General features: G+C 72.2%; 19 protein-coding genes. 10 read left to right on the forward strand and 9 right to left on the reverse strand.

Annotated features, from left to right (window positions below):
• Positions 1-11 precede the first annotated feature (11 nt).
• Together ACIQOE_RS16315 and ACIQOE_RS16320 are read right to left on the reverse strand one after the other, a co-directional pair.
• The gene (locus tag ACIQOE_RS16315) at positions 12-626 is read right to left on the reverse strand and encodes a TetR/AcrR family transcriptional regulator (protein WP_390632290.1); all 615 of its coding nucleotides are present in this window, start codon (positions 624-626) and stop codon (positions 12-14) included.
• Complete coding sequence (locus tag ACIQOE_RS16320; RefSeq protein ID WP_365570817.1) at positions 623-2395, reverse strand: biotin carboxylase N-terminal domain-containing protein; 1773 nt, start codon at positions 2393-2395, stop codon at positions 623-625. The genes ACIQOE_RS16315 and ACIQOE_RS16320 overlap by 4 nt, the downstream gene beginning before the upstream one ends.
• Before the next feature lie 375 nt (positions 2396-2770).
• Here ACIQOE_RS16320 and ACIQOE_RS16325 point away from each other — a divergent pair, with 375 nt between their 5' ends.
• Positions 2771-3361 carry a hypothetical protein gene (locus ACIQOE_RS16325; protein WP_401412028.1) on the forward strand — a complete coding sequence of 197 codons (591 nt, stop codon included), beginning with the start codon at positions 2771-2773 and terminating at the stop codon, positions 3359-3361.
• Here ACIQOE_RS16325 and ACIQOE_RS16330 read toward each other — a convergent pair.
• From ACIQOE_RS16330 to ACIQOE_RS16345, 4 genes are all read right to left on the reverse strand, one after another.
• Entirely contained in the window at positions 3333-3935 is a 603-nt protein-coding gene (locus ACIQOE_RS16330) for a nucleoside triphosphate pyrophosphatase (protein WP_351318610.1), read from the reverse strand. The two genes, ACIQOE_RS16325 and ACIQOE_RS16330, sit on opposite strands and share 29 nt — an antisense overlap.
• Before the next feature lie 19 nt (positions 3936-3954).
• Entirely contained in the window at positions 3955-4083 is a 129-nt protein-coding gene (gene mmpB, locus ACIQOE_RS16335) for a morphogenic membrane protein MmpB (RefSeq protein WP_351318612.1), read from the reverse strand.
• A gap of 80 nt (positions 4084-4163) precedes the next feature.
• Positions 4164-4373: an acyl-CoA carboxylase epsilon subunit gene (locus ACIQOE_RS16340; RefSeq protein WP_351318614.1), complete on the reverse strand. Its 210-nt coding sequence runs from the start codon at positions 4371-4373 to the stop codon at positions 4164-4166.
• Between the two features lie 9 nt (positions 4374-4382).
• Complete coding sequence (locus tag ACIQOE_RS16345; protein WP_351934583.1) at positions 4383-5978, reverse strand: acyl-CoA carboxylase subunit beta; 1596 nt, start codon at positions 5976-5978, stop codon at positions 4383-4385.
• Positions 5979-6088: 110 nt separating this feature from the next.
• Between ACIQOE_RS16345 and ACIQOE_RS16350 the strand changes: the two genes are divergently transcribed.
• Both ACIQOE_RS16350 and ACIQOE_RS16355 read left to right on the forward strand, forming a co-directional pair.
• Positions 6089-6955, forward strand: coding sequence for a biotin--[acetyl-CoA-carboxylase] ligase (locus ACIQOE_RS16350; protein WP_401412031.1), 867 nt, complete (start codon positions 6089-6091; stop codon positions 6953-6955).
• 371 nt (positions 6956-7326) lie between these two features.
• On the forward strand, positions 7327-8442 hold the full coding sequence (locus tag ACIQOE_RS16355; protein ID WP_365565614.1) for an adenylate/guanylate cyclase domain-containing protein: 1116 nt from the start codon (positions 7327-7329) through the stop codon (positions 8440-8442).
• Between the two features lie 31 nt (positions 8443-8473).
• On the opposite strand, the gene ACIQOE_RS16360 is transcribed toward ACIQOE_RS16355, so the two are convergent.
• Complete coding sequence (locus ACIQOE_RS16360) at positions 8474-9121, reverse strand: hypothetical protein (RefSeq protein ID WP_365565618.1); 648 nt, start codon at positions 9119-9121, stop codon at positions 8474-8476.
• A gap of 215 nt (positions 9122-9336) precedes the next feature.
• On the opposite strand from ACIQOE_RS16360, the gene ACIQOE_RS16365 reads away from it, so the two are divergent.
• The 3 genes from ACIQOE_RS16365 to hutH all read left to right on the forward strand — a co-directional run bounded on the left by ACIQOE_RS16365 (position 9337) and on the right by hutH (position 13046).
• Complete coding sequence (locus ACIQOE_RS16365) at positions 9337-10131, forward strand: enoyl-CoA hydratase-related protein (RefSeq protein ID WP_365565620.1); 795 nt, start codon at positions 9337-9339, stop codon at positions 10129-10131.
• A 106-nt stretch (positions 10132-10237) separates the two neighbouring features.
• Positions 10238-11380, forward strand: coding sequence for a diguanylate cyclase domain-containing protein (locus ACIQOE_RS16370; protein ID WP_401412034.1), 1143 nt, complete (start codon positions 10238-10240; stop codon positions 11378-11380).
• A gap of 127 nt (positions 11381-11507) precedes the next feature.
• Positions 11508-13046, forward strand: coding sequence for a histidine ammonia-lyase (hutH, locus tag ACIQOE_RS16375; RefSeq protein WP_399012465.1), 1539 nt, complete (start codon positions 11508-11510; stop codon positions 13044-13046).
• A gap of 46 nt (positions 13047-13092) precedes the next feature.
• Here the strand turns inward: hutH and ACIQOE_RS16380 are convergent, their stop codons facing one another.
• The gene (locus ACIQOE_RS16380; RefSeq protein WP_401412036.1) at positions 13093-13875 is read right to left on the reverse strand and encodes a hypothetical protein; all 783 of its coding nucleotides are present in this window, start codon (positions 13873-13875) and stop codon (positions 13093-13095) included.
• 40 nt (positions 13876-13915) lie between these two features.
• A complete protein-coding gene (locus tag ACIQOE_RS16385) occupies positions 13916-14221 on the reverse strand; it encodes an LAETG motif-containing sortase-dependent surface protein (RefSeq protein ID WP_351318630.1) in 306 nt (101 codons plus the stop codon).
• 109 nt (positions 14222-14330) lie between these two features.
• Here ACIQOE_RS16385 and ACIQOE_RS16390 point away from each other — a divergent pair, with 109 nt between their 5' ends.
• The 4 genes from ACIQOE_RS16390 (at position 14331) to ACIQOE_RS16405 (ending at position 18525) form a co-directional block, all read left to right on the forward strand.
• On the forward strand, positions 14331-14675 hold the full coding sequence (locus tag ACIQOE_RS16390; RefSeq protein WP_351318632.1) for a hypothetical protein: 345 nt from the start codon (positions 14331-14333) through the stop codon (positions 14673-14675).
• Between the two features lie 222 nt (positions 14676-14897).
• Positions 14898-16142: an Ig-like domain-containing protein gene (locus ACIQOE_RS16395; RefSeq protein WP_351318634.1), complete on the forward strand. Its 1245-nt coding sequence runs from the start codon at positions 14898-14900 to the stop codon at positions 16140-16142.
• A 136-nt stretch (positions 16143-16278) separates the two neighbouring features.
• A complete protein-coding gene (locus ACIQOE_RS16400) occupies positions 16279-17775 on the forward strand; it encodes an ABC transporter permease (protein ID WP_401412040.1) in 1497 nt (498 codons plus the stop codon).
• 66 nt (positions 17776-17841) lie between these two features.
• Positions 17842-18525, forward strand: coding sequence for an ABC transporter ATP-binding protein (locus ACIQOE_RS16405; protein WP_362643944.1), 684 nt, complete (start codon positions 17842-17844; stop codon positions 18523-18525).
• Positions 18526-18613 lie beyond the last annotated feature (88 nt).

Below are 18613 nucleotides of genomic sequence, written 5' to 3' on the forward strand. Positions count from 1 at the left end.
CTCCGGCGCCCTCAGGTGAGTCCACGCAACGTCAGTTCCAGCAGTCTGTCCGCCAGATCCGGGTCTCCGGGTGACTCCTCCACCGCCAGGGCGATGGCGTGGGTGAGTCGGAGCAGGTCGCCGATCCGTACGTCGGCCCGCACCGAGCCCGCTTCCTGGGCGCGGGCCAGCAGGGCCGCACCCGCCTCCTGCATCGGAGTGCCGCAGCGGGACAGGGCGGAGGCCGGCGAGGCCGACATCAGGGCCCTCGACAGGCCCCGGTAGGCCGCCGCGTGCGCGACCACCTCGTGCAGCCAGGTCAGCAGGGCCCGGCAGGGGTCGGGAGCGGACTGCAACTCCTCCGCCCTGGCCAGGAGTTCGTTCACCGCGTCCTCGAAGACCGCGCTCATCAGCGCGTGCCGGTTCGGGAAGTGGCGGTACAGGGTGCCGATGCCCACGCCCGCCCGGCGGGCCACGTCCTCCAGCGAGGCGTCGGTGCCGTGCTCGGCGAAGACGGCACGCGCCTCGGCGAGCAGCCGGTCGTGGTTGCGGCGGGCGTCGGCGCGCATGGGCCGTTCCAGAACGTCGGGTGCCCGGCGAACGGGCGGCTGCCGTTCGCCGGGCGATGCGGACCGGGGCGTCGTCAGTCCTTGATCTCGCAGATCACGGCGCCCGAGGTGAGGGACGCGCCGACCTCGGCGGCCAGACCCTTGATGGTGCCCGCCTTGTGCGCGTTCAGCGGCTGCTCCATCTTCATGGCCTCCAGGACGACGATCAGATCGCCCTCCTTGACCTCCTGGCCCTCCTCGACCGCGATCTTGACGATCGTGCCCTGCATGGGCGAGGCGAGGGTGTCACCGGAGGCGACCGGGCCGGACTTCTTCGCGGCGCGGCGCTTCGGCCGGGCACCGGCGGCGAGACCGGTACGGGCCAGGCTCATGCCCAGCGACGACGGGAGGGAGACCTCCAGACGCTTGCCGCCGACCTCGACGACGACCGTCTCGCGGCCGGCCTCCTCGTCCGCCTCGGTGTCGGCCGGGGCGGCGAAGGGCTTGATCTCGTTGACGAACTCCGTCTCGATCCAGCGGGTGTGGACCGTGAAGGGGTCTGCGGAGCCGGTCAGCTCCGGGGCGAACGCCGGGTCCCGGACGACGACCCGGTGGAACGGGATGGCCGTGGCCATGCCCTCGACCTGGAACTCGTCCAGGGCGCGCGCGGCCCGCTCCAGGGCCTCCTTGCGGGTCCGGCCGGTGACGATCAGCTTGGCCAGCAGCGAGTCCCAGGCGGGGCCGATGACCGAGCCGGCCTCCACGCCCGCGTCCAGCCGGACACCGGGGCCCGAGGGCGCGTCGAACACGGTGACGGAACCGGGGGCGGGCAGGAAGTTGCGGCCCGGGTCCTCGCCGTTGATCCGGAACTCGAACGAATGACCGCGCAGCTCGGGGTCGTCGTAGCCGAGTTCCTCGCCGTCGGCGATCCGGAACATCTCGCGGACCAGGTCGATGCCGGCGACCTCCTCGGTCACCGGGTGCTCGACCTGGAGCCGGGTGTTGACCTCCAGGAAGGAGATCGTGCCGTCCTGGCCGACCAGGAACTCACAGGTGCCGGCGCCCTCGTAGGCGGCCTCCTTGAGGATGGCCTTGGAGGCGCGGTACAGCTCCGCCATCTGGGCGTCGGACAGGAAGGGGGCCGGGGCCTCCTCCACGAGCTTCTGGTGGCGGCGCTGGAGCGAGCAGTCACGCGTGGACACGACGACCACGTTGCCGTGCTTGTCGGCCAGGCACTGGGTCTCCACGTGCCGCGGCCGGTCCAGGTAGCGCTCCACGAAGCACTCCCCGCGCCCGAAGGCGGCCACCGCCTCACGGACGGCGGAGTCGTACAGCTCCGGCACCTCTTCGAGGGTGCGGGCGACCTTCAGGCCGCGCCCGCCGCCGCCGAAGGCGGCCTTGATGGCGATCGGCAGGCCGTGTTCCTCCGCGAAGGCCACGACCTCGTCCGAGCCCGAGACCGGGTCCGGGGTGCCGGCGACCAGCGGCGCACCGGCCCGCTGGGCGATGTGCCGGGCGGCGACCTTGTCACCGAGGTCGCGGATGGCCTGCGGCGGCGGTCCGATCCACGTCAGGCCCGCGTCCAGCACGGCCTGGGCGAACTCCGCGTTCTCGGACAGGAAACCGTAGCCCGGGTGGACGGCGTCGGCCCCCGCCTCGCGTGCCGCGTTCAGGACCTTGTCGATGTCCAGGTAACTGGTGGCCGGGGTGTCACCGCCCAGGGCGAACGCCTCATCCGCGGCGCGGACATGCAGAGCGTCCCGGTCCGGATCCGCGTAGACGGCCACGCTCGCGATCCCAGCGTCCCGGCAGGCCCGGGCCACGCGGACAGCGATTTCGCCACGGTTGGCGATGAGCACCTTGCGCACGATTGAGGCTCCCTCCTTGAAACAAGCCGAGTTTAGGGAAGGCCGACACGGCACATCGACCCGTCCCCAATGGTGAGCTTGCCCACACGGAGCGTGATGCGAGGCTCGCCCGACCCGCGAAAGCCCTTGTCGCACCGAGGTACGCAGGACTCCTTCGGAAAACCCTAGCCCCGCGATGTGCTCAAGGTCTCTGTGAGAGCGTGCCGCGCCCCACAGTGTTTCTTTGTCGAGTCCCTACGAATGGCCCAACGAATCTTTGCCGACGCCCGGCCCCTTGTCCCCGGGTTTACCCGTTAGTAGCGTTCGCGATGTCTTGAACGTACTTCAAGTAACAGCGGCTCTCGGCGGGTCGTGACCGAAAGTGGGTGGGGGCCGGTGGTGCGCAGACCGGTGGCGTGGGTCGTGGCGGTCGTACTCCTGGCGGAGGCGTTCGGCGTCGCCGCGCTCAACTGGTTCATGGGAGTGGTGGTCGACCGTCAGGACATGTCCCTGGCCGGGCTCGACCCCCACCACATGTCGATGACGGCGAAGATCGGCGCCGTCGTCTTCGGCCTCTACTTCGCCCTGTGCGCCCTGGTGGCCCTGCTGGTGGCGATACGCGACCGGGCGCCCGCCGGCCTCGGCCGGATCCTGCTGATCAGCGTCGCGGTCGTGCACGGCCTGCTGGGCGCCGTGGCCTGGGGGCTGATCGGCTGGCAGGCGTTCCTGTTCATGATCCTCGTCCTCGCCCTCGTCGTGCTGCTGTTGATGACGTACGACCGTGCGGAGGGCGCCGGGGCGGCCGCGGGAGGCGGCGCGGGTCCCGGCCCTCAGGGCGACGGCACGCGGCCCGAGCCGGAACCGGAACCCGGGCCGGAACCGGAACCCGGGCCGGAACCGGAACCCGGGCCGGAACCGGAACCCGGGCCGAGGAAGGACACGCCGGCCGTCGGCCCTGTCACTCCGCCGGCGCCCACAACTCCGTGATGCCGGTGCCCAGCTCCCCGAGCAGGCGGCGCACCAGCGGCAGGCTGATGCCGATCACGTTGCCGTGGTCGCCCTCGATGCCGTCGATGAACGGCGCGCTGCGGCCGTCCAGGGTGAACGCGCCCGCCACGTAGAGGGGTTCGCCGGAGGCGACGTACGCGGCGACCTCCGCGTCGGTGGGCCGGCCGAACCGGACGACGGTGGAGGCGGTGGCCGACACGTGCCGGTTGCTCGCCGTGTCCCACACGCAGTGCCCGGTCTGCAGGGTCCCGGCCCGGCCGCGCATCGCCTGCCAGCGGGCGGTCGCCTCCGCGGCGTCCGCGGGCTTGCCGAGCGCCCGGCCGTCGAGGTCCAGCACCGAGTCGCAGCCGATCACGAGCGCGCCCTGGACGTCGGGGCGGGCGGCGACCACGGACGCCTTGGCCTCCGCGAGGGCCAGGGCCAGTTCGGCCGGGGTGGGGGCGGTGACGGCGTCCTCGTCGACACCGCTGACGATCACCTCGGGTGCCAGACCCGCCTGGCGCAGGAGATTCAGCCGGGCGGGGGACTGGGAGGCGAGGACGAGTCGGCGCATGGCGTCAGCCTAGTGGCTGCTATCGGACGCCCAGCACGATCATCAGCAGCAGCATGACCACGGCCAGGAAGACACCGAGCCGCCGGAGGGTGTGCTGCATGTCCTGCAGGTCCTTCGGCGGCTCGTCTTCGGGGTCCGACCAGAGCATGCCACCAGCGTGGCGCCCGGCCGGGCCGGGCGCCTGAGTAGCCGTACTCAGATCGGCGCCCCGGGATGCGGGGCCGGGGCTCAGCCCGGCCAGTAGGTGCGGGTCCAGGCGGTCGGGCCCGGGTGCGGGAGCCGCTGCCGGGCGATGCGGGACGGGTCGGACCAGGCGGCCCGCGCGGCCGGGCCGCCGGACGGGGCGGCCGCCGCGGCCGCCGCCCGCGCCCTGACCACCGCCAGGGCGGCGGCCAGCTCCTCCGGGGTCGGGTTGCCCCGTATGACCTTGATCGTCACAGCGGCTCCTTAGAGGGGGATGTTGCCGTGCTTCTTCGGCGGCAGGGACTCGCGCTTGGTACGGAGCTGGCGCAGGCCCCGCACGACGTGCCGACGGGTGTCCGACGGCATGACCACCGCGTCGATGTACCCGCGTTCGGCGGCCGTGTAGGGGTTGAGGAGGTGGTCCTCGTACTCCTGGATCAGGCGGGCGCGGACGGCCTCGACGTCCGCGCCGGACGCCTCCGCCTCGGCGATGGTGCGGCGGTGCAGGATGTTGACGGCGCCCTGGGCGCCCATGACGGCGATCTGGGCGGTCGGCCAGGCGAGGTTGAGGTCGGCACCCAGGTGCTTGGAGCCCATGACGTCGTAGGCGCCGCCGAAGGCCTTGCGGGTGATGACCGTGATCAGCGGGACCGTCGCCTCGGCGTACGCGTAGATCAGCTTGGCGCCGCGCCGGATGATGCCGTCGTGCTCCTGGCCGACGCCGGGGAGGAAGCCGGGGACGTCGACGAAGGTGATGACCGGGACGTTGAAGGCGTCGCAGGTGCGGACGAAGCGGGCCGCCTTCTCGCTCGCCTTGATGTCGAGGCAGCCCGCGAACTGCATCGGCTGGTTGGCGACGATGCCGACCGGGTGGCCCTCGACGCGTCCGAAGCCGGTGACGATGTTCGGCGCGAACAGGGCCTGCGTCTCGAAGAACTCGCTGTCGTCGAGAACGTGTTCGATCACCGTGTGGATGTCGTACGGCTGGTTCGCGCTGTCCGGGACCAGGGTGTCCAGCTCGCGGTCCTCGTCGGTGACCGACAGCTCGGCCTCCTCGGGGAAGACCGGGGCCTCGGAGAGGTTGTTGGACGGCAGGTACGACAGCAGCTGCTTGATGTACTCGATGGCGTCCTTCTCGTCGCCGGCCATGTGGTGGGCCACGCCGGAGAACGAGTTGTGGGTACGGGCGCCGCCCAGCTCCTCGAAGCCGACGTCCTCGCCGGTGACCGTCTTGATGACGTCCGGGCCGGTGATGAACATGTGGGACGTCTGGTCGACCATGACCGTGAAGTCGGTGATGGCCGGGGAGTACACGGCGCCGCCGGCGCAGGGCCCCACGACGAGGCTGATCTGCGGGATCACCCCGCTCGCGTGCGTGTTGCGGCGGAAGATCTCGCCGTACGCGCCGAGGGAGGCGACGCCCTCCTGGATCCGGGCGCCGCCGGAGTCGTTGATGCCGATGACCGGGCAGCCGGTCTTCAGGGCGAAGTCCATCACCTTGACGATCTTCTGGCCGTAGACCTCGCCGAGGGCGCCGCCGAAGACGGTGAAGTCCTGGGAGAAGACGGCGATCGGACGGCCGTCCACCGTGCCGTACCCGGTGACGACGCCGTCGCCGTACGGGCGGTTCTTCTCCAGGCCGAAGTCGGTGGAGCGATGGCGGGTGAACTCGTCCAGTTCGACGAAGGAGCCCTCGTCGAGAAGCAGCTCGATCCGCTCACGGGCCGTCAACTTGCCCTTGGCGTGCTGCTTTTCGACGGCACGCTCCGAACCGGCGTGTGTCGCCTCGTGGACACGGCGCTGGAGATCCGCGAGCTTCCCCGCGGTCGTGTGGATGTCGATCTCTTCCGGCTCGGACATCGGGATGCGGCTCCCTGCCTGCTCAAAAGGGGGGACGGTTACTCATCCGTAGCGTAGTGGGGCACCTACCAAACGGCAGTGCGGCGTACGACACACCTAGGGTGGCTTGCATGACGCCGCGAGATGCAGCAGACGAGAACAACAATCGCTGGTCCGACCTGGACCGTCCACCGCTCGGCGCGGCGGGACTGCGCAGGTCCCTGGTGCGGGAGGGCGGCCTCTACCGCGACATCGAGGTGGTGGCGCGCACCGGCTCCACCAATTCCGACCTGGTGGCGCGGGCCGAGGCGGAGGACGCCGCCGAGGGCACCGTCCTCGTCGCCGAGGAACAGACGTCCGGACGGGGACGGCTGGACCGCAGGTGGACGGCGCCGCCCCGCTCGGGCCTGTTCTTCTCGGTGCTGCTGAGGCCGTCCGGCGTGCCGGTGGCCCGCTGGGGCTGGCTGCCGCTGCTGACCGGGGTGGCGGTGGCGACGGGCCTGGCGCGGGTGGCCGGTGTCGACACGGCCCTGAAGTGGCCCAACGACCTGCTGGTCACCGTCGGCGGCGAGGAGCGCAAGGCCGGCGGCATCCTCGCGGAGCGGGCCGGCGAGGACGCCGTGGTGGTCGGCGTCGGCATCAACGTCTCGCTCGGCGCGGCGGAGCTGCCGGTGCCGCAGGCCGGGTCGCTGGCGCTGGCCGGGGCGGTGAGCACGGACCGCGATCCGCTGCTGCGGGCCGTGCTGCGGTCGCTGGAGGACTGGTACGGCCGCTGGCGCGCGGCGGACGGCGACCCGGCGGCCAGCGGGCTCCAGGAGACCTACGCGGCCGGCTGCGCGACGCTGGGCCGGACGGTCCGGGCCGAGCTGCCGGGCGACCGGTCGCTGGTGGGCGAGGCGGTCGCCGTCGACGGCGACGGACGGCTGGTGATCGCCACGAAGGAAGGCGTCCAGGAGCCGGTGGGAGCAGGCGACATCGTCCACCTACGCCCGGCCTGACCCCGTCAGGGGCGCGACCAACTGCGCACCGCCCCACAGCCGACACCCGACCGCCGCCCCCGTCAGGGGCGCGGGGAACCGCGCGCCAAGCCCCCACCGCCCCGCAGCCGACATCCGACCGCCGCCCCTGTCAGGGGCGCGGGGAACTGCGCGCCAAGCCCCCACCATCCTGCAGCCGACATCCGACCGCCGCCCCTGTCAGGGGCGCGGGGAACTGCGCGCCAAGCCCCCACCGTCCCGCAGCCGACATCCGGCCGACGGCCCCCCGCACCCCCGACATCCGCCCACCTCACGAAGTGAGGTACCGCACACCTGCCGTAGAGTTGAGGCCGGTCGGTATGCGACCGCGGCAGATCGGAAGGGCAGCAGGCGTGACCGTCGACGACACGGGCTCCGGCGAGGGCGCGGACGCCGCCGACTCCGGCGAGGACCCGCTCGCCCTGCGCCTCGAAGGCCTGATCCTCGGTGCCGAGCGCCGCTACACCCCGTTCCAGGCGGCGCGCAGCGCCGGTGTCTCCATGGAGCTGGCGTCGAGGTTCTGGCGGGCCATGGGCTTCGCCGACATCGGGCAGGCCAAGGCGCTCACCGAGGCCGACGTGCTGGCCCTGCGCCGGCTCGCCGGTCTCGTCGAGGCGGGCCTGCTCAGCGAGGCCATGGCCGTGCAGGTGGCCCGCTCGACCGGGCAGACCACCGCCCGTCTGGCGGAGTGGCAGATGGATTCCTTCCTGGAGGGCCTGACCGAGCCCCCGGAGCCGGGCATGACCCGCACCGAGGTCACCTACCCGATCGTCGAACTGCTCCTGCCCGAGCTGGAGGAGTTCCTGGTCTACGTCTGGCGCCGGCAGCTCGCCGCGTCGGCCGGCCGGGTCGTGCAGTCGGCCGACGACGAGGAGATGGTCGACCGGCGGCTGGCCGTCGGCTTCGCCGACCTCGTCGGGTTCACCCGGCTGACCCGCCGCATGGAGGAGGAGGAACTCGGCGAACTGGTCGAGGCCTTCGAGACCACCGCCGCCGACCTGGTCGCCGCCCGCGGCGGCCGGCTCATCAAGACCCTCGGCGACGAGGTCCTGTACGCCGCCGACGACGCCGGTACGGCCGCCGACATCGCCCTGCGCCTGGTGGAGACCATGGCGCACGACGAGACGATGCCGGAGCTGCGCGTCGGCATGGCCTTCGGCACCGTGACCACCCGCATGGGCGATGTCTTCGGTACGACCGTGAACCTGGCCTCCCGGCTGACCTCCATAGCCCCGCGGGACGCCGTCCTCGTCGACTCGGCGTTCGCCGAGGAACTGATCCGCTCCGGGGAGGCGCCCGCCTCGGAGGCGGAGGCCGCCGAAGCCGCGGCCACCGCCGAGAAAGAGGGCGAGGAACCGCCGACGTACCGCTTCGCGCTCCAGCCCATGTGGCAGCGCCCGGTGCGCGGCCTGGGCGTGGTGGAGCCGTGGCTGCTCACCCGCAGGGAGGCCCCGCCGGTCACGCCGTGACCCGCGCGGCACACGCGCCCGCGGACCCTCCCTAGGGCGTGACGCACAGACCGATGATCGGGACGCACAGGCCCGGATCGGCGGGGGCGGACTGCTCGGGTGCGGGAGCGGGCGTCGCGGGAGGCGCCGTCCGGGTCGCTGTCGGGCCCGGACGCGGGGTGGCCGGGGGTGCCGGCGGGTTCGGGGACTCGGGGATCGTGGTCGTGCCCGGGGTGGCGTGCGCGGCGGGCGGGGCCGCGCCGGGCGTGGATCCGGCGGTGGGGGCCGCGGCCGGTGTGCCGCTCGCTCCGTCCCGCGGCGGGGTCGGGGAGGGGATCGTCCGGGGGATGGTGGTGGCGCTCGCGACGGTGACGGCGGCGACGGGGGCCGACGGGCCCGCACCGGTGCCCGGTGCCGGCCGCGGCACCGCCTCGGCCGCGCCGGGACCGCCGGGCGCCGGCTCGACACCCACCCGGACCAGACTCAGCGCCCCGGCGGCCAGCGCGATCCCGCCCGCGACGAGCAGGACCCGGCGGGGCCGCGGACGACGGTGCCGCCCCCGCCGCCGGTACCCGAACGCTCCCGCCCGCACGGCCCCGCCGCGCCCGCCCGCCCGCACCTCGACGGGGGCCGGTTCCGGTGCCTGCTCCGTGGACGTGGGGCCGGCATCCTCCGTCGGCCGCGTCGATGTCTCGGTCATCACGATCCCTCCCCGCTGCGCTCGCGCCCCCGATGCGCCGTGGCGAGCGCACGTTATGCGCTCCCCTGGGCGGTGCGGTGGGAGTTGGGCGGGATGTCACTCGAACGGGTTGCCGGGCCTCGGTACGGGAACCGGACGGCCGCTCTTTCCCGTTCGCGGCTCGACTGCGATGATCGGACCCAGGCTGTTAACCCGCGTTAACCGGAGGATGTGTCGTGAGCGAGGAGCGCTACGGGGAGTTCGTGCTGGTACGACGGCACGGCCAGGTCGCGGAGCTGGTGCTGGACCGGCCCAAGGCGATGAACGCGGTGTCGGCGGAGATGGCCCGCTCGATCGTGACCGCGTGCGCCGCGCTGGGCGCCGACCGGGAGGCCCGGGTGGTGGTGCTGACCTCCTCGCACGAGCGGGCGTTCTGCGTCGGCGCCGACCTCAAGGAGCGCAACTCCATGACCGACGCGGAGCTGGTCCGGGCCCGGCCGCTGTCGCGCGGCGCGTACACCGGCGTGCTGGAGCTGCCGATGCCGACCGTCGCCGCCGTGCACGGCTACGCGCTCGGCGGCGGCTTCGAGCTGGCGCTGTCCTGCGACGTGATCGTGGCCGACGGCACGGCCGTGGTGGGCCTGCCCGAGGTGTCGGTGGGCGTGATCCCGGGCGGCGGCGGCACCCAGCTGCTGCCCCGCCGGGTCGGCGCGGCCCGTGCGGCCGAGCTGATCTTCTCGGCCCGCCGGGTGGAGGCGCCGGAGGCGCACGAGCTGGGCCTGGTCGACCGGCTGGTGGCGGACGGCCGGGACCGGGAGGAGGCCCTGGCGCTGGCGGCCCGGATGGCGGCGAACTCGCCGGTGGGCCTGCGGGCGGCGAAGCGGGCGCTGCGGCTCGGGCAGGGGCTGGACCTGCGGGCGGGCCTGGAGGTCGAGGACGCCGCCTGGCGGTCGGTGGCCTTCTCGGGGGACCGAGCGGAGGGTGTCGCGGCCTTCAACGAGAAGCGCAGGCCGCAGTGGCCGGGTGAGTGAGGCGGGCGTCCGTGCCCGGCCGCGGCCCGCGTCGGGGCGGCCCGCTGCGACACCTGTTCGCCGCACCAACGTCCCGAATGCGTTAAATCCTCCCTAACCTGGAGTAATGGGTGAGGACATCCGGCTCGCCGCCGTCGTGGCGCTGGCCCAGGGCATGGCTGCGGCGCACACCCCTCAGGAGTGCTGGCACGCCGCCGCGGCCGGTGCGTGCCGGGCCCTGGACGGCAGTTTCGCCGCGCTCTCCGTCTGGGAGCGCGACCTGGGCCGGCTGCGGGTCCTCGTGAACGTCGGGCGGCGCGCCCCCGACGAGGAGGAGTTCCCGGAGGCCGAGGCCTACCCGGTGCACCAGTTCCCGGAGATCACCGAGTTCCTGCACGAGCGCTGGGCGGGCGGCGGCGGCCCCAACGCCTGGGTGGAGACGGCCGAGGGCACCGCCGCCGGCCGCCCCGGCTACTCGCACCGGCGGGTCGACGCCCTGCGCCGCAGGGGCCGCGGCTGCTGCCTGGTCGCGCCGGTGCTGCTGCACGGCAGGGCCTGGGGCGAGCTGTACATAGCCCGCGCCGTCCGGGCTCCCGTCTTCGCCCGCGGCGACGCCGACTTCGCCACCGTGCTGGCCTCCGTCGTCGCCGCCGGCATCGCCCAGACCGAGCGGCTGGAGGAGGCCCGGCGGCTGGCGTTCACCGACGCGCTCACCGGGCTCGCCAACCGCCGGGCCGTGGACGCCCACCTGGACGAGGCGATCGACCGGCACCGCGCGGACGGCACCGTGGTCAGCCTCGTCGTCTGCGACCTGAACGGCCTCAAGCGGGTCAACGACACCCAGGGTCACGCCGTCGGCGACCGTCTCCTCGAACGGTTCGGCTCGGTCCTGTCGCTGTGCGGGGCGATGCTCCCCGGCGCCCTCGCCGCACGCCTCGGCGGCGACGAGTTCTGCCTGCTGGCGGTCGGTCCGCCGGCCGACGACGTGGTCGAGGCGGCCGGCCAGCTCTGCCGCCGGGCCGGGCGGCTGGAACTGGGGGAGGGCGTGGCGTGCGGGGTGGCCTCCACCGCGGACCCGATCGGGCCGGTGCGCTCGGCCCGCCGCCTGTTCCGGCTCGCCGACGCCGCGCAGTACCGTGCCAAGGCGCTGCGCGCGGACCGGCCGGTGGTGGCCGGACGGGAGGGCCCGGACGACCCGGTCCTGCGGCTGGCCGACGCGCCGCCGCCGGAACACGCCGAGCGGCGCAGCTTCCGGGGCCGCCGGCCGTGAGCGCGGCGGTGACGGTACGGCCGCGCCCGTACGGCCGTGACCTCGACGTGACGAGGACGTAAGGGGCAACCCCGTACTCCACTAGTGACAGCTGCCGCTTTCACTGCGTACGCTCCTGAATATGGATATGCACACTGTGGTGGTGGGGACGTCCGGCGTCACCGCGTCCGACGTTCTCGCCGTGGCACGCGGCGGCGCCCGCGTCGAACTGTCGGCGGAGGCGGTCGCGGCACTCGCGGCGGCCCGCGAGATCGTGGACGCGCTGGCGGCCAAGCCCGAGCCGGTCTACGGCGTCAGCACCGGCTTCGGCGCGCTCGCGAGCCGGCACATCAGCCCGGAGCTCCGCGCCCAGCTGCAGCGCAACATCGTGCGCTCGCACGCCGCCGGCATGGGCCCGCGGGTGGAACGCGAGGTCGTACGGGCCCTGATGTTCCTGCGGCTGAAGACCCTCTGCTCCGGACACACCGGTGTGCGCCCCGAGGTCGCTCGGACCATGGCCGACGTGCTGAACGCCGGCATCACCCCGGTCGTGCACGAGTACGGCTCCCTCGGCTGCTCCGGCGACCTGGCCCCGCTGTCCCACTGCGCGCTCACGCTGATGGGCGAGGGCGACGCGGAGGGCCCGGACGGCGTCGTCCGCCCCGCCGGCGAGCTGCTCGCCGCGCACGGCATCGCGCCCGTCGAACTGCGCGAGAAGGAAGGCCTCGCGCTCCTCAACGGCACCGACGGCATGCTCGGCATGCTGGTCATGGCCCTCGCCGACCTGGACATGCTGTACAAGTCCGCCGACGTCACCGCCGCGCTGAGCCTGGAGGCGCTGCTCGGCACGGACAAGGTGCTGGCCCCCGAGCTGCACGCGATCCGCCCGCACCCCGGCCAGGGCGACAGCGCCGCCAACATGCTCGCCGTGCTCAAGGGCTCCCAGCTCACCGGGCACCACCAGGACGACGCGCCGCGCGTCCAGGACGCCTACTCGGTGCGGTGCGCCCCGCAGGTCGCAGGCGCCGGGAGGGACACGCTCGCGCACGCGCGCCTGGTCGCCGAACGGGAGCTGGCCGCGGCCGTCGACAACCCCGTGGTCCTCCCCGACGGGCGGGTCGAGTCCAACGGCAACTTCCACGGCGCGCCGGTCGCCTACGTCCTCGACTTCCTCGCCATCGCGGTCGCCGACCTCGGGTCCATCGCCGAGCGGCGCACCGACCGGCTGCTGGACAAGAACCGCAGCCACGGACTGCCGCCGTTCCTGGCGGACGACGCCGGCGTCGACTCCGGCCTGATGATCGCCCAGTACACGCAGGCGGCGCTGGTCAGCGAGCTGAAGCGGCTCGCCGTCCCGGCGTCGGCCGACTCGATCCCCTCCTCCGCGATGCAGGAGGACCACGTCTCCATGGGCTGGTCGGCGGCGCGCAAGCTGCGGACCGCCGTGGGCAACCTGGCGCGGATCATCGCCGTCGAGCTGTACGCGGCGTCCCGGGGCGTCGAGCTGCGCGAAGGGCTGACCCCTGCGCCGGCCTCCGCCGCCGTGATCGAGGCGGCGCGCGCCGCCGGGGTGCGGGGGCCCGGACCCGACCGGTTCCTGGCTCCCGACCTCGCCGCGGCGGAGGAGTTCGTGCGCGGCGGGGCACTGGTGGCGGCGGCCGAGAAGGTGACCGGGCCACTGCGCTAGACCGCCTGGTACGGGCGCGCGGAGGCTGGTCGCGCGGTTCCCCGCGTCACTTCAGCTTCGCCGACTGGGCCTTGATGACCGGGGCCGGGACCGTATAGGGCTTGCCGGACATCATCGCGCCGATGTTCATCGAGAAGTACGTCGCGAGCGTGTTGCCGTGCCGCACCACCTCCACGTGCAGCGGGCCCTTGTCGCCGTCCATGTCGGTGACCGCGGTGAACGCGACCGCTTCGTCACCGATGCCGGTGGGCTCGGTCGCCGTGACCTTCGTGACCTTCTGCTCGTCGCCGGCGGAGCCGCCGGTGAAGCCGGCCGCGCAGTCCTCGACGGCCGCCGAGAGGTCCTTCATGGCCTGCCGCGCGCCGTTCCCGTCGTACGACGACAGGTCCAGGGACGTGATGTCCAGGTCCAGCGAGTCCTTGATCGCGGCCTCGAACTTCCCGTCGGCCATGTCGTCGAGCGAGGTCGCGTCGTCGGTCGGGTCCTTCTTGTCCTCGCGGACCGTGCGGCCGATCTCCGCCGCCGCGTCGGCCGGTGCGAGGCCGGTGAGGACGTAGGCCAGCGGACGGCACTTCTCCTCGCTCGTCTTGATCCGGCTCCGGGTCGGCCCGGCCGCCCCGACGGCGTTGACCTTGTAGCCGTCCACCTCGCCCTGCGCGAGGATCCGCTGCTTCAACTCCGCGGCGCTCAGCGCCTTGACGGCGGCGGCGGGACCGGCGGACGTGGCCGGGTCCTTCGAACTCCCGTCGGAGCAGCCCGTGATGAGGGCGAGGGACAGCGCGCCGCCGACGGCGAGGGCGCACATCGGCCCGCCCGATGATCTCTTCATGACAGGACTGTCGGCCCTGGGTCAAGGACCGGTCAAGTGTTTAAAATTCCAGCCGTTCCCGGCGCACCGAATACACCACGAACCCGGCGCCGACGGCGAGGAAGAGGGTGCCGCCGACGACGTACGGCGTGGTGTCCGGGCTTCCGGTGTCGGCGAGTTGCCCGGTGTCCCCGGTCGCCTCGGTCAGCGCCCGGGCCTGCTGGGTGACCTGCGCCGTCGTCCCCTCCGACGTGCCGGTTCTCGCCGGGGTGTTCTGCGACGCGTTGGCGGACGGGACGAACCACAGCGCGCACAGGAGGGTGCCTGCGGCGGTGGCGGTCAGCAACGGGCGGCGAGCGGATGACACGGAATATCGATCCCCTTGTGGCGCTGGCGAATTGGCCGTGTGAGGCGATGTTAGTGAAAATCGCGGGTCACGGGAAAGTCACGGGAGGTTTCGGCCGTACGCTCCCGGCATGAGCACTCCAGAGACATCACGTTTTGTGCGCCTTCGCGTGGAGCTGGTCCTCGAGGTCGAGGACGCCGACGAGATCACGAAGACCGCACTGCGGCGGATCGCCGAGGATCCCGAGCTGCCCGGCGAGGAGCGTGCGCACGCCGAGACCGCTGTGACGGAGGACACCGCCGAGGCCCTCGCCTACCTCGTCGACCCGTTCGACCTGGTCGGCGAGGTGCCCGGCGTCGAACTCCAGCAGGCCTCCTGGTCCAGCGAGTACGTTTCCTACGACCCTGATTCACCGGACTGGGACCTCGACGGGGATGATGGCGAGGACGACGACGAAGAGGACCGCATCGGCTGAGCGTTCCGGGGAACCAGTGACCCCGGACGGCGACCGCCGTCCGGGGTCTCGTCGTCCTGGCAGTGCACGGACCGGCCCCCGCCGCACCGCCCGCCCCGGCGGACGTGGTGTGCCCCACACCTCCCCGGCATGTGGAACGGGATCAAGCGGCCGTAGCGTTGAAGGTTCTTGACGGGGACTCCCGGTGTGTTCGCGTACTCGGCAACGATGGAGAAGCGTGTGATGACGGACAGTAAGCGGCGCAAGGGCCTGATGGCCGCGTCCGCACTGCTCGGCGGTGTGCTGGTGCTCACGGCGTGTTCCGGCGGCGACGACAAGGCGTCCGGCGGCGGCGAGAGCTCGCAGGCCCAGTCGGACCAGGCGGCGGCGAAGAAGTCGTCCAAGGCCGACATCACGATCACACCCAAGGACGGCTCGGACAACGCGTCCATCAACAACTCCGCCGCCGTCACCGTGAGCAAGGGCACGCTCACCGGCGTGACCATGACCACCGCCGACGGCACCGCGGTCGCGGGCGCCCTGTCCGCCGACAAGACGACCTGGAAGCCCTCCGCGCAGCTGGAGCGGTCCACCACCTACAAGGTCGCCGCCGAGGCCAAGGACTCCGCCGGTCTGGTCGCCCACGAGAACGCGTCCTTCACCACGGTCTCCCCGGCCAACAGCTTCATAGGCAGCTTCACGCCGGAGGACGGCTCGACCGTCGGCGTGGGAATGCCCGTCTCGATCAACTTCGACAAGCAGATCACCGACAAGGCCGCCGTCCAGAAGGGCATCACGGTCACGTCCAGCAGCGGCCAGGAGGTCGCCTGCCACTGGTTCTCCACCCAGCGCATGGACTGCCGTCCCGACGACTACTGGAAGGAGAACTCCACCGTCACGCTGAAGCTGGCGCTCGACGGTGTGCAGGGCGCCTCCGGTGTCTACGGCGTCCAGCAGAAGACGGTCACCTTCCACATCGGCCGCAACCAGGTCTCCTACGTCGACGCCAAGACGAAGGAGATGCGGATCACCCAGGACGGCAAGACCATCAAGACCATCCCGATCTCGGCGGGTTCGCCCGAGAACAAGACGTACAACGGCGTCATGGTGATGTCCGAGAAGTTCAAGGAGACGCGCATGAACGGCGCGACCGTGGGCTTCACCGACAGCGACGGCAAGGGCGAGTACGACATCAAGGACGTGCCGCACGCCATCCGCCTCACCAGCTCCGGCACCTTCCTGCACGGCAACTACTGGGGCGCGAAGTCCATCTTCGGTGCCGTGAACACCAGCCACGGCTGCGTCGGCCTGTCCGACACCAAGGGCGCCGACGACACCAGCACGCCGGCCTACTGGATGTACAGCCACTCGATCGTCGGTGACGTGGTGGTCATCTCCAACACCGGGGACAAGACCGTCTCCCCGGACAACGGCCTCAACGGCTGGAACCTCGACTGGTCCGCCTGGAAGGCCGGTTCGGCCGTCTGACGCACAGCCGCCGCACAGCACCGCCGATGCCGCCCCCAGGGGCGGCATCGGTTTTTCCTGCGCCGGCCACAGCGTTCTCATGCTTCTCTTATTTCGGCCTTATCGAGCCATCACGGTGCGTCCCTACCTTGCCGTCATGTTCTTCACCTACCTGAGGCGCGAACTGCGCCGCCGCAGAAAGGCGGCTCTCGTCGTCGCCTCCGGCCTCGCGCTGGGCATCGCACTGGTCATCGTGGTCAACTCCGTGTCCAACGGCATGGGGAAGGCGCAGGACAAGGTCCTCCAGTCGCTGTACGGCCTGGGTACGGACATGACCGTCACCAAGGCCGCCTCGGCCTCCACGGGCGACTCCCAGCGCCCCCGCTTCAACTTCGACGCGCAGAACAACGGCTCGTCGGGCACGCAGAGCAGCGACCGCGTCATGGTGCAGGGCTTCACCACGCTCGCCTCCACCACCGTCACCAAGGTCGGCGACCAGAAGGGCGTCGCGACCGCGGTCGGCGGCCTGAACCTCAACGTGGTGAAGATCAGCGGCCAGTTCACCCGCGGCCAGTTCCAGCAGAACCCGGGTTCCGGCGGCAACGGCGGCGGATTCGGCCGCAACGGCGGCGGCAGCGGCCAGCCGCAGGGCGAGGTCCGCGGCGGCGGCGCCAACTTCGACGTCAACTCGTACACGGTCTACGGCACCGACGTCAGCCGGACGGACATCGGCCCGCTGACCTCGTCGAAGATCACCAGCGGCCGTACCTTCAAGACGACCGAGACCGACGCCAAGGTGCTGGTCGCGGACTCGGCGTTCGCCAAGGAGAAGAAGTACAAGGTCGGTTCGACCGTCACCGTCAACAAGGTCAAGTACACGATCATCGGCATCGCGACCGCCGACAGCGGTGACGCGGCGGCCAACCTGTACATGCCGCTGAAGCAGGCGCAGACGCTGGCCGACGAGAAGGACAAGGTCACCACGATCTACGTCAAGGCGACCGACTCCCAGCAGATCGCGGCCGTCAAGTCGACCATCCAGAAGAACGTCTCGGGTACCACGGTCACCACGTCCGCCGACCTCGCGGACACCGTCTCCGGCTCCCTGTCCACGGCGTCCTCGCTCGCCACCAACGTCGGCAAGTGGCTGTCCATCGCGGTGCTCGTGGCCGCGTTCCTGGTCGCCGGTCTGCTGACCTCCTCGGCGGTCTCCCGCCGGGTCCGCGAGTTCGGCACGCTGAAGGCGCTGGGCTGGAAGTCCCGCCGGGTCACCGGGCAGGTCATCGGTGAGGCCATGGTCAACGGCCTGGTCGGCGGCGCGCTCGGCATCGCGCTCGGTCTCGCGGGCGCCTACGTCGTCACCGAGATAAGCCCGACGCTGGACGCCTCGCTCGGCGGCGGCGGCGGTGGCGGCAGCGCGGTCCGCGGTCCCGGCGGCGGTGGCGGCTTCGGCGGCGGTGGCGGCGGCTTCGGCGGCGGTCCCGGCCGCCAGACCGCGAAGACCCTGGAGGTCGCCCTGACGGCACCGGTCAGCGTGACGACGATCGCGGTGGCGGTCGGCCTCGCGGTGGCCGGCGGCCTGATCGCGGGCGCGTTCGGCGGCTGGCGGGCGTCGAGGCTGCGGCCCGCGGACGCGCTGCGGCGCGTCGAGTAGCGGTCCGCACGCGGCGCCGGGGGCGGCTACCGAACCGCCCCACCCCGAACCCTCTCAGGAGTCCCCATGTACGAACTCAGAAACGTCACCAAGCTCTACTCCCGCGGCAAGGACACCGTCCGTGCCCTCGACGGCGTCGACCTCACCATCGCGGACGGCGACCGCCTGGTCATCCAGGGCCCCACCGGCGGCGGCAAGTCCACCCTCCTGCAGATGCTCGGCGGCCTGGACCGGCCGACCTCGGGCGAGGTCGTCCTGGACGGCACCGACCTGGCCAGGCTCTCCGAGACCAAGCTGACCCGGGTCCGCAGCGAGAACATCGGTTTCGTGTTCCAGTCGTTCAACCTGATCCCGACGCTCACCGCGCAGGAGAACGTCGAGACCGCCCTCGTCCCGCTCGGCGTCAAGGCGAAGGAGCGCCGCGAGCGGGCCGCCGAGGCGCTGACCTCGGTCGGCCTCGGCGAGCGCCTCGGGCACCTGCCCTCCGAGATGTCCGGCGGCCAGCAGCAGCGCGTCGCCATCGCCCGGGCCCTCGTCAAGCAGCCCAAGGTGCTGCTCGCCGACGAGCCCACCGGCAACCTCGACGAGAGCATGCGCGACGAGATCATGGACGTGCTGGAGCGCATGTGGAAGGAGCACGGGCTGACCTTCATCATGGTCACCCACGACTCCGCGATCGCGAAGAAGGCCCCGCGCCTGGCCACCATCCGCAAGGGCAAGATCACCGTCAAGGAGAACGCGGGCGCGTGAGGCGCGTCACCTGGTGGCGTCTAGCACTGAACTCCCTTGCCTGACCGCGCAGTTGCGTAACAGTGTCCGCCCCGGCGGGTAACACTTC

The organism is Streptomyces sp. NPDC091282 (assembly GCF_044757385.1).
GTDB lineage: Bacteria > Actinomycetota > Actinomycetes > Streptomycetales > Streptomycetaceae > Streptomyces > Streptomyces gramineus.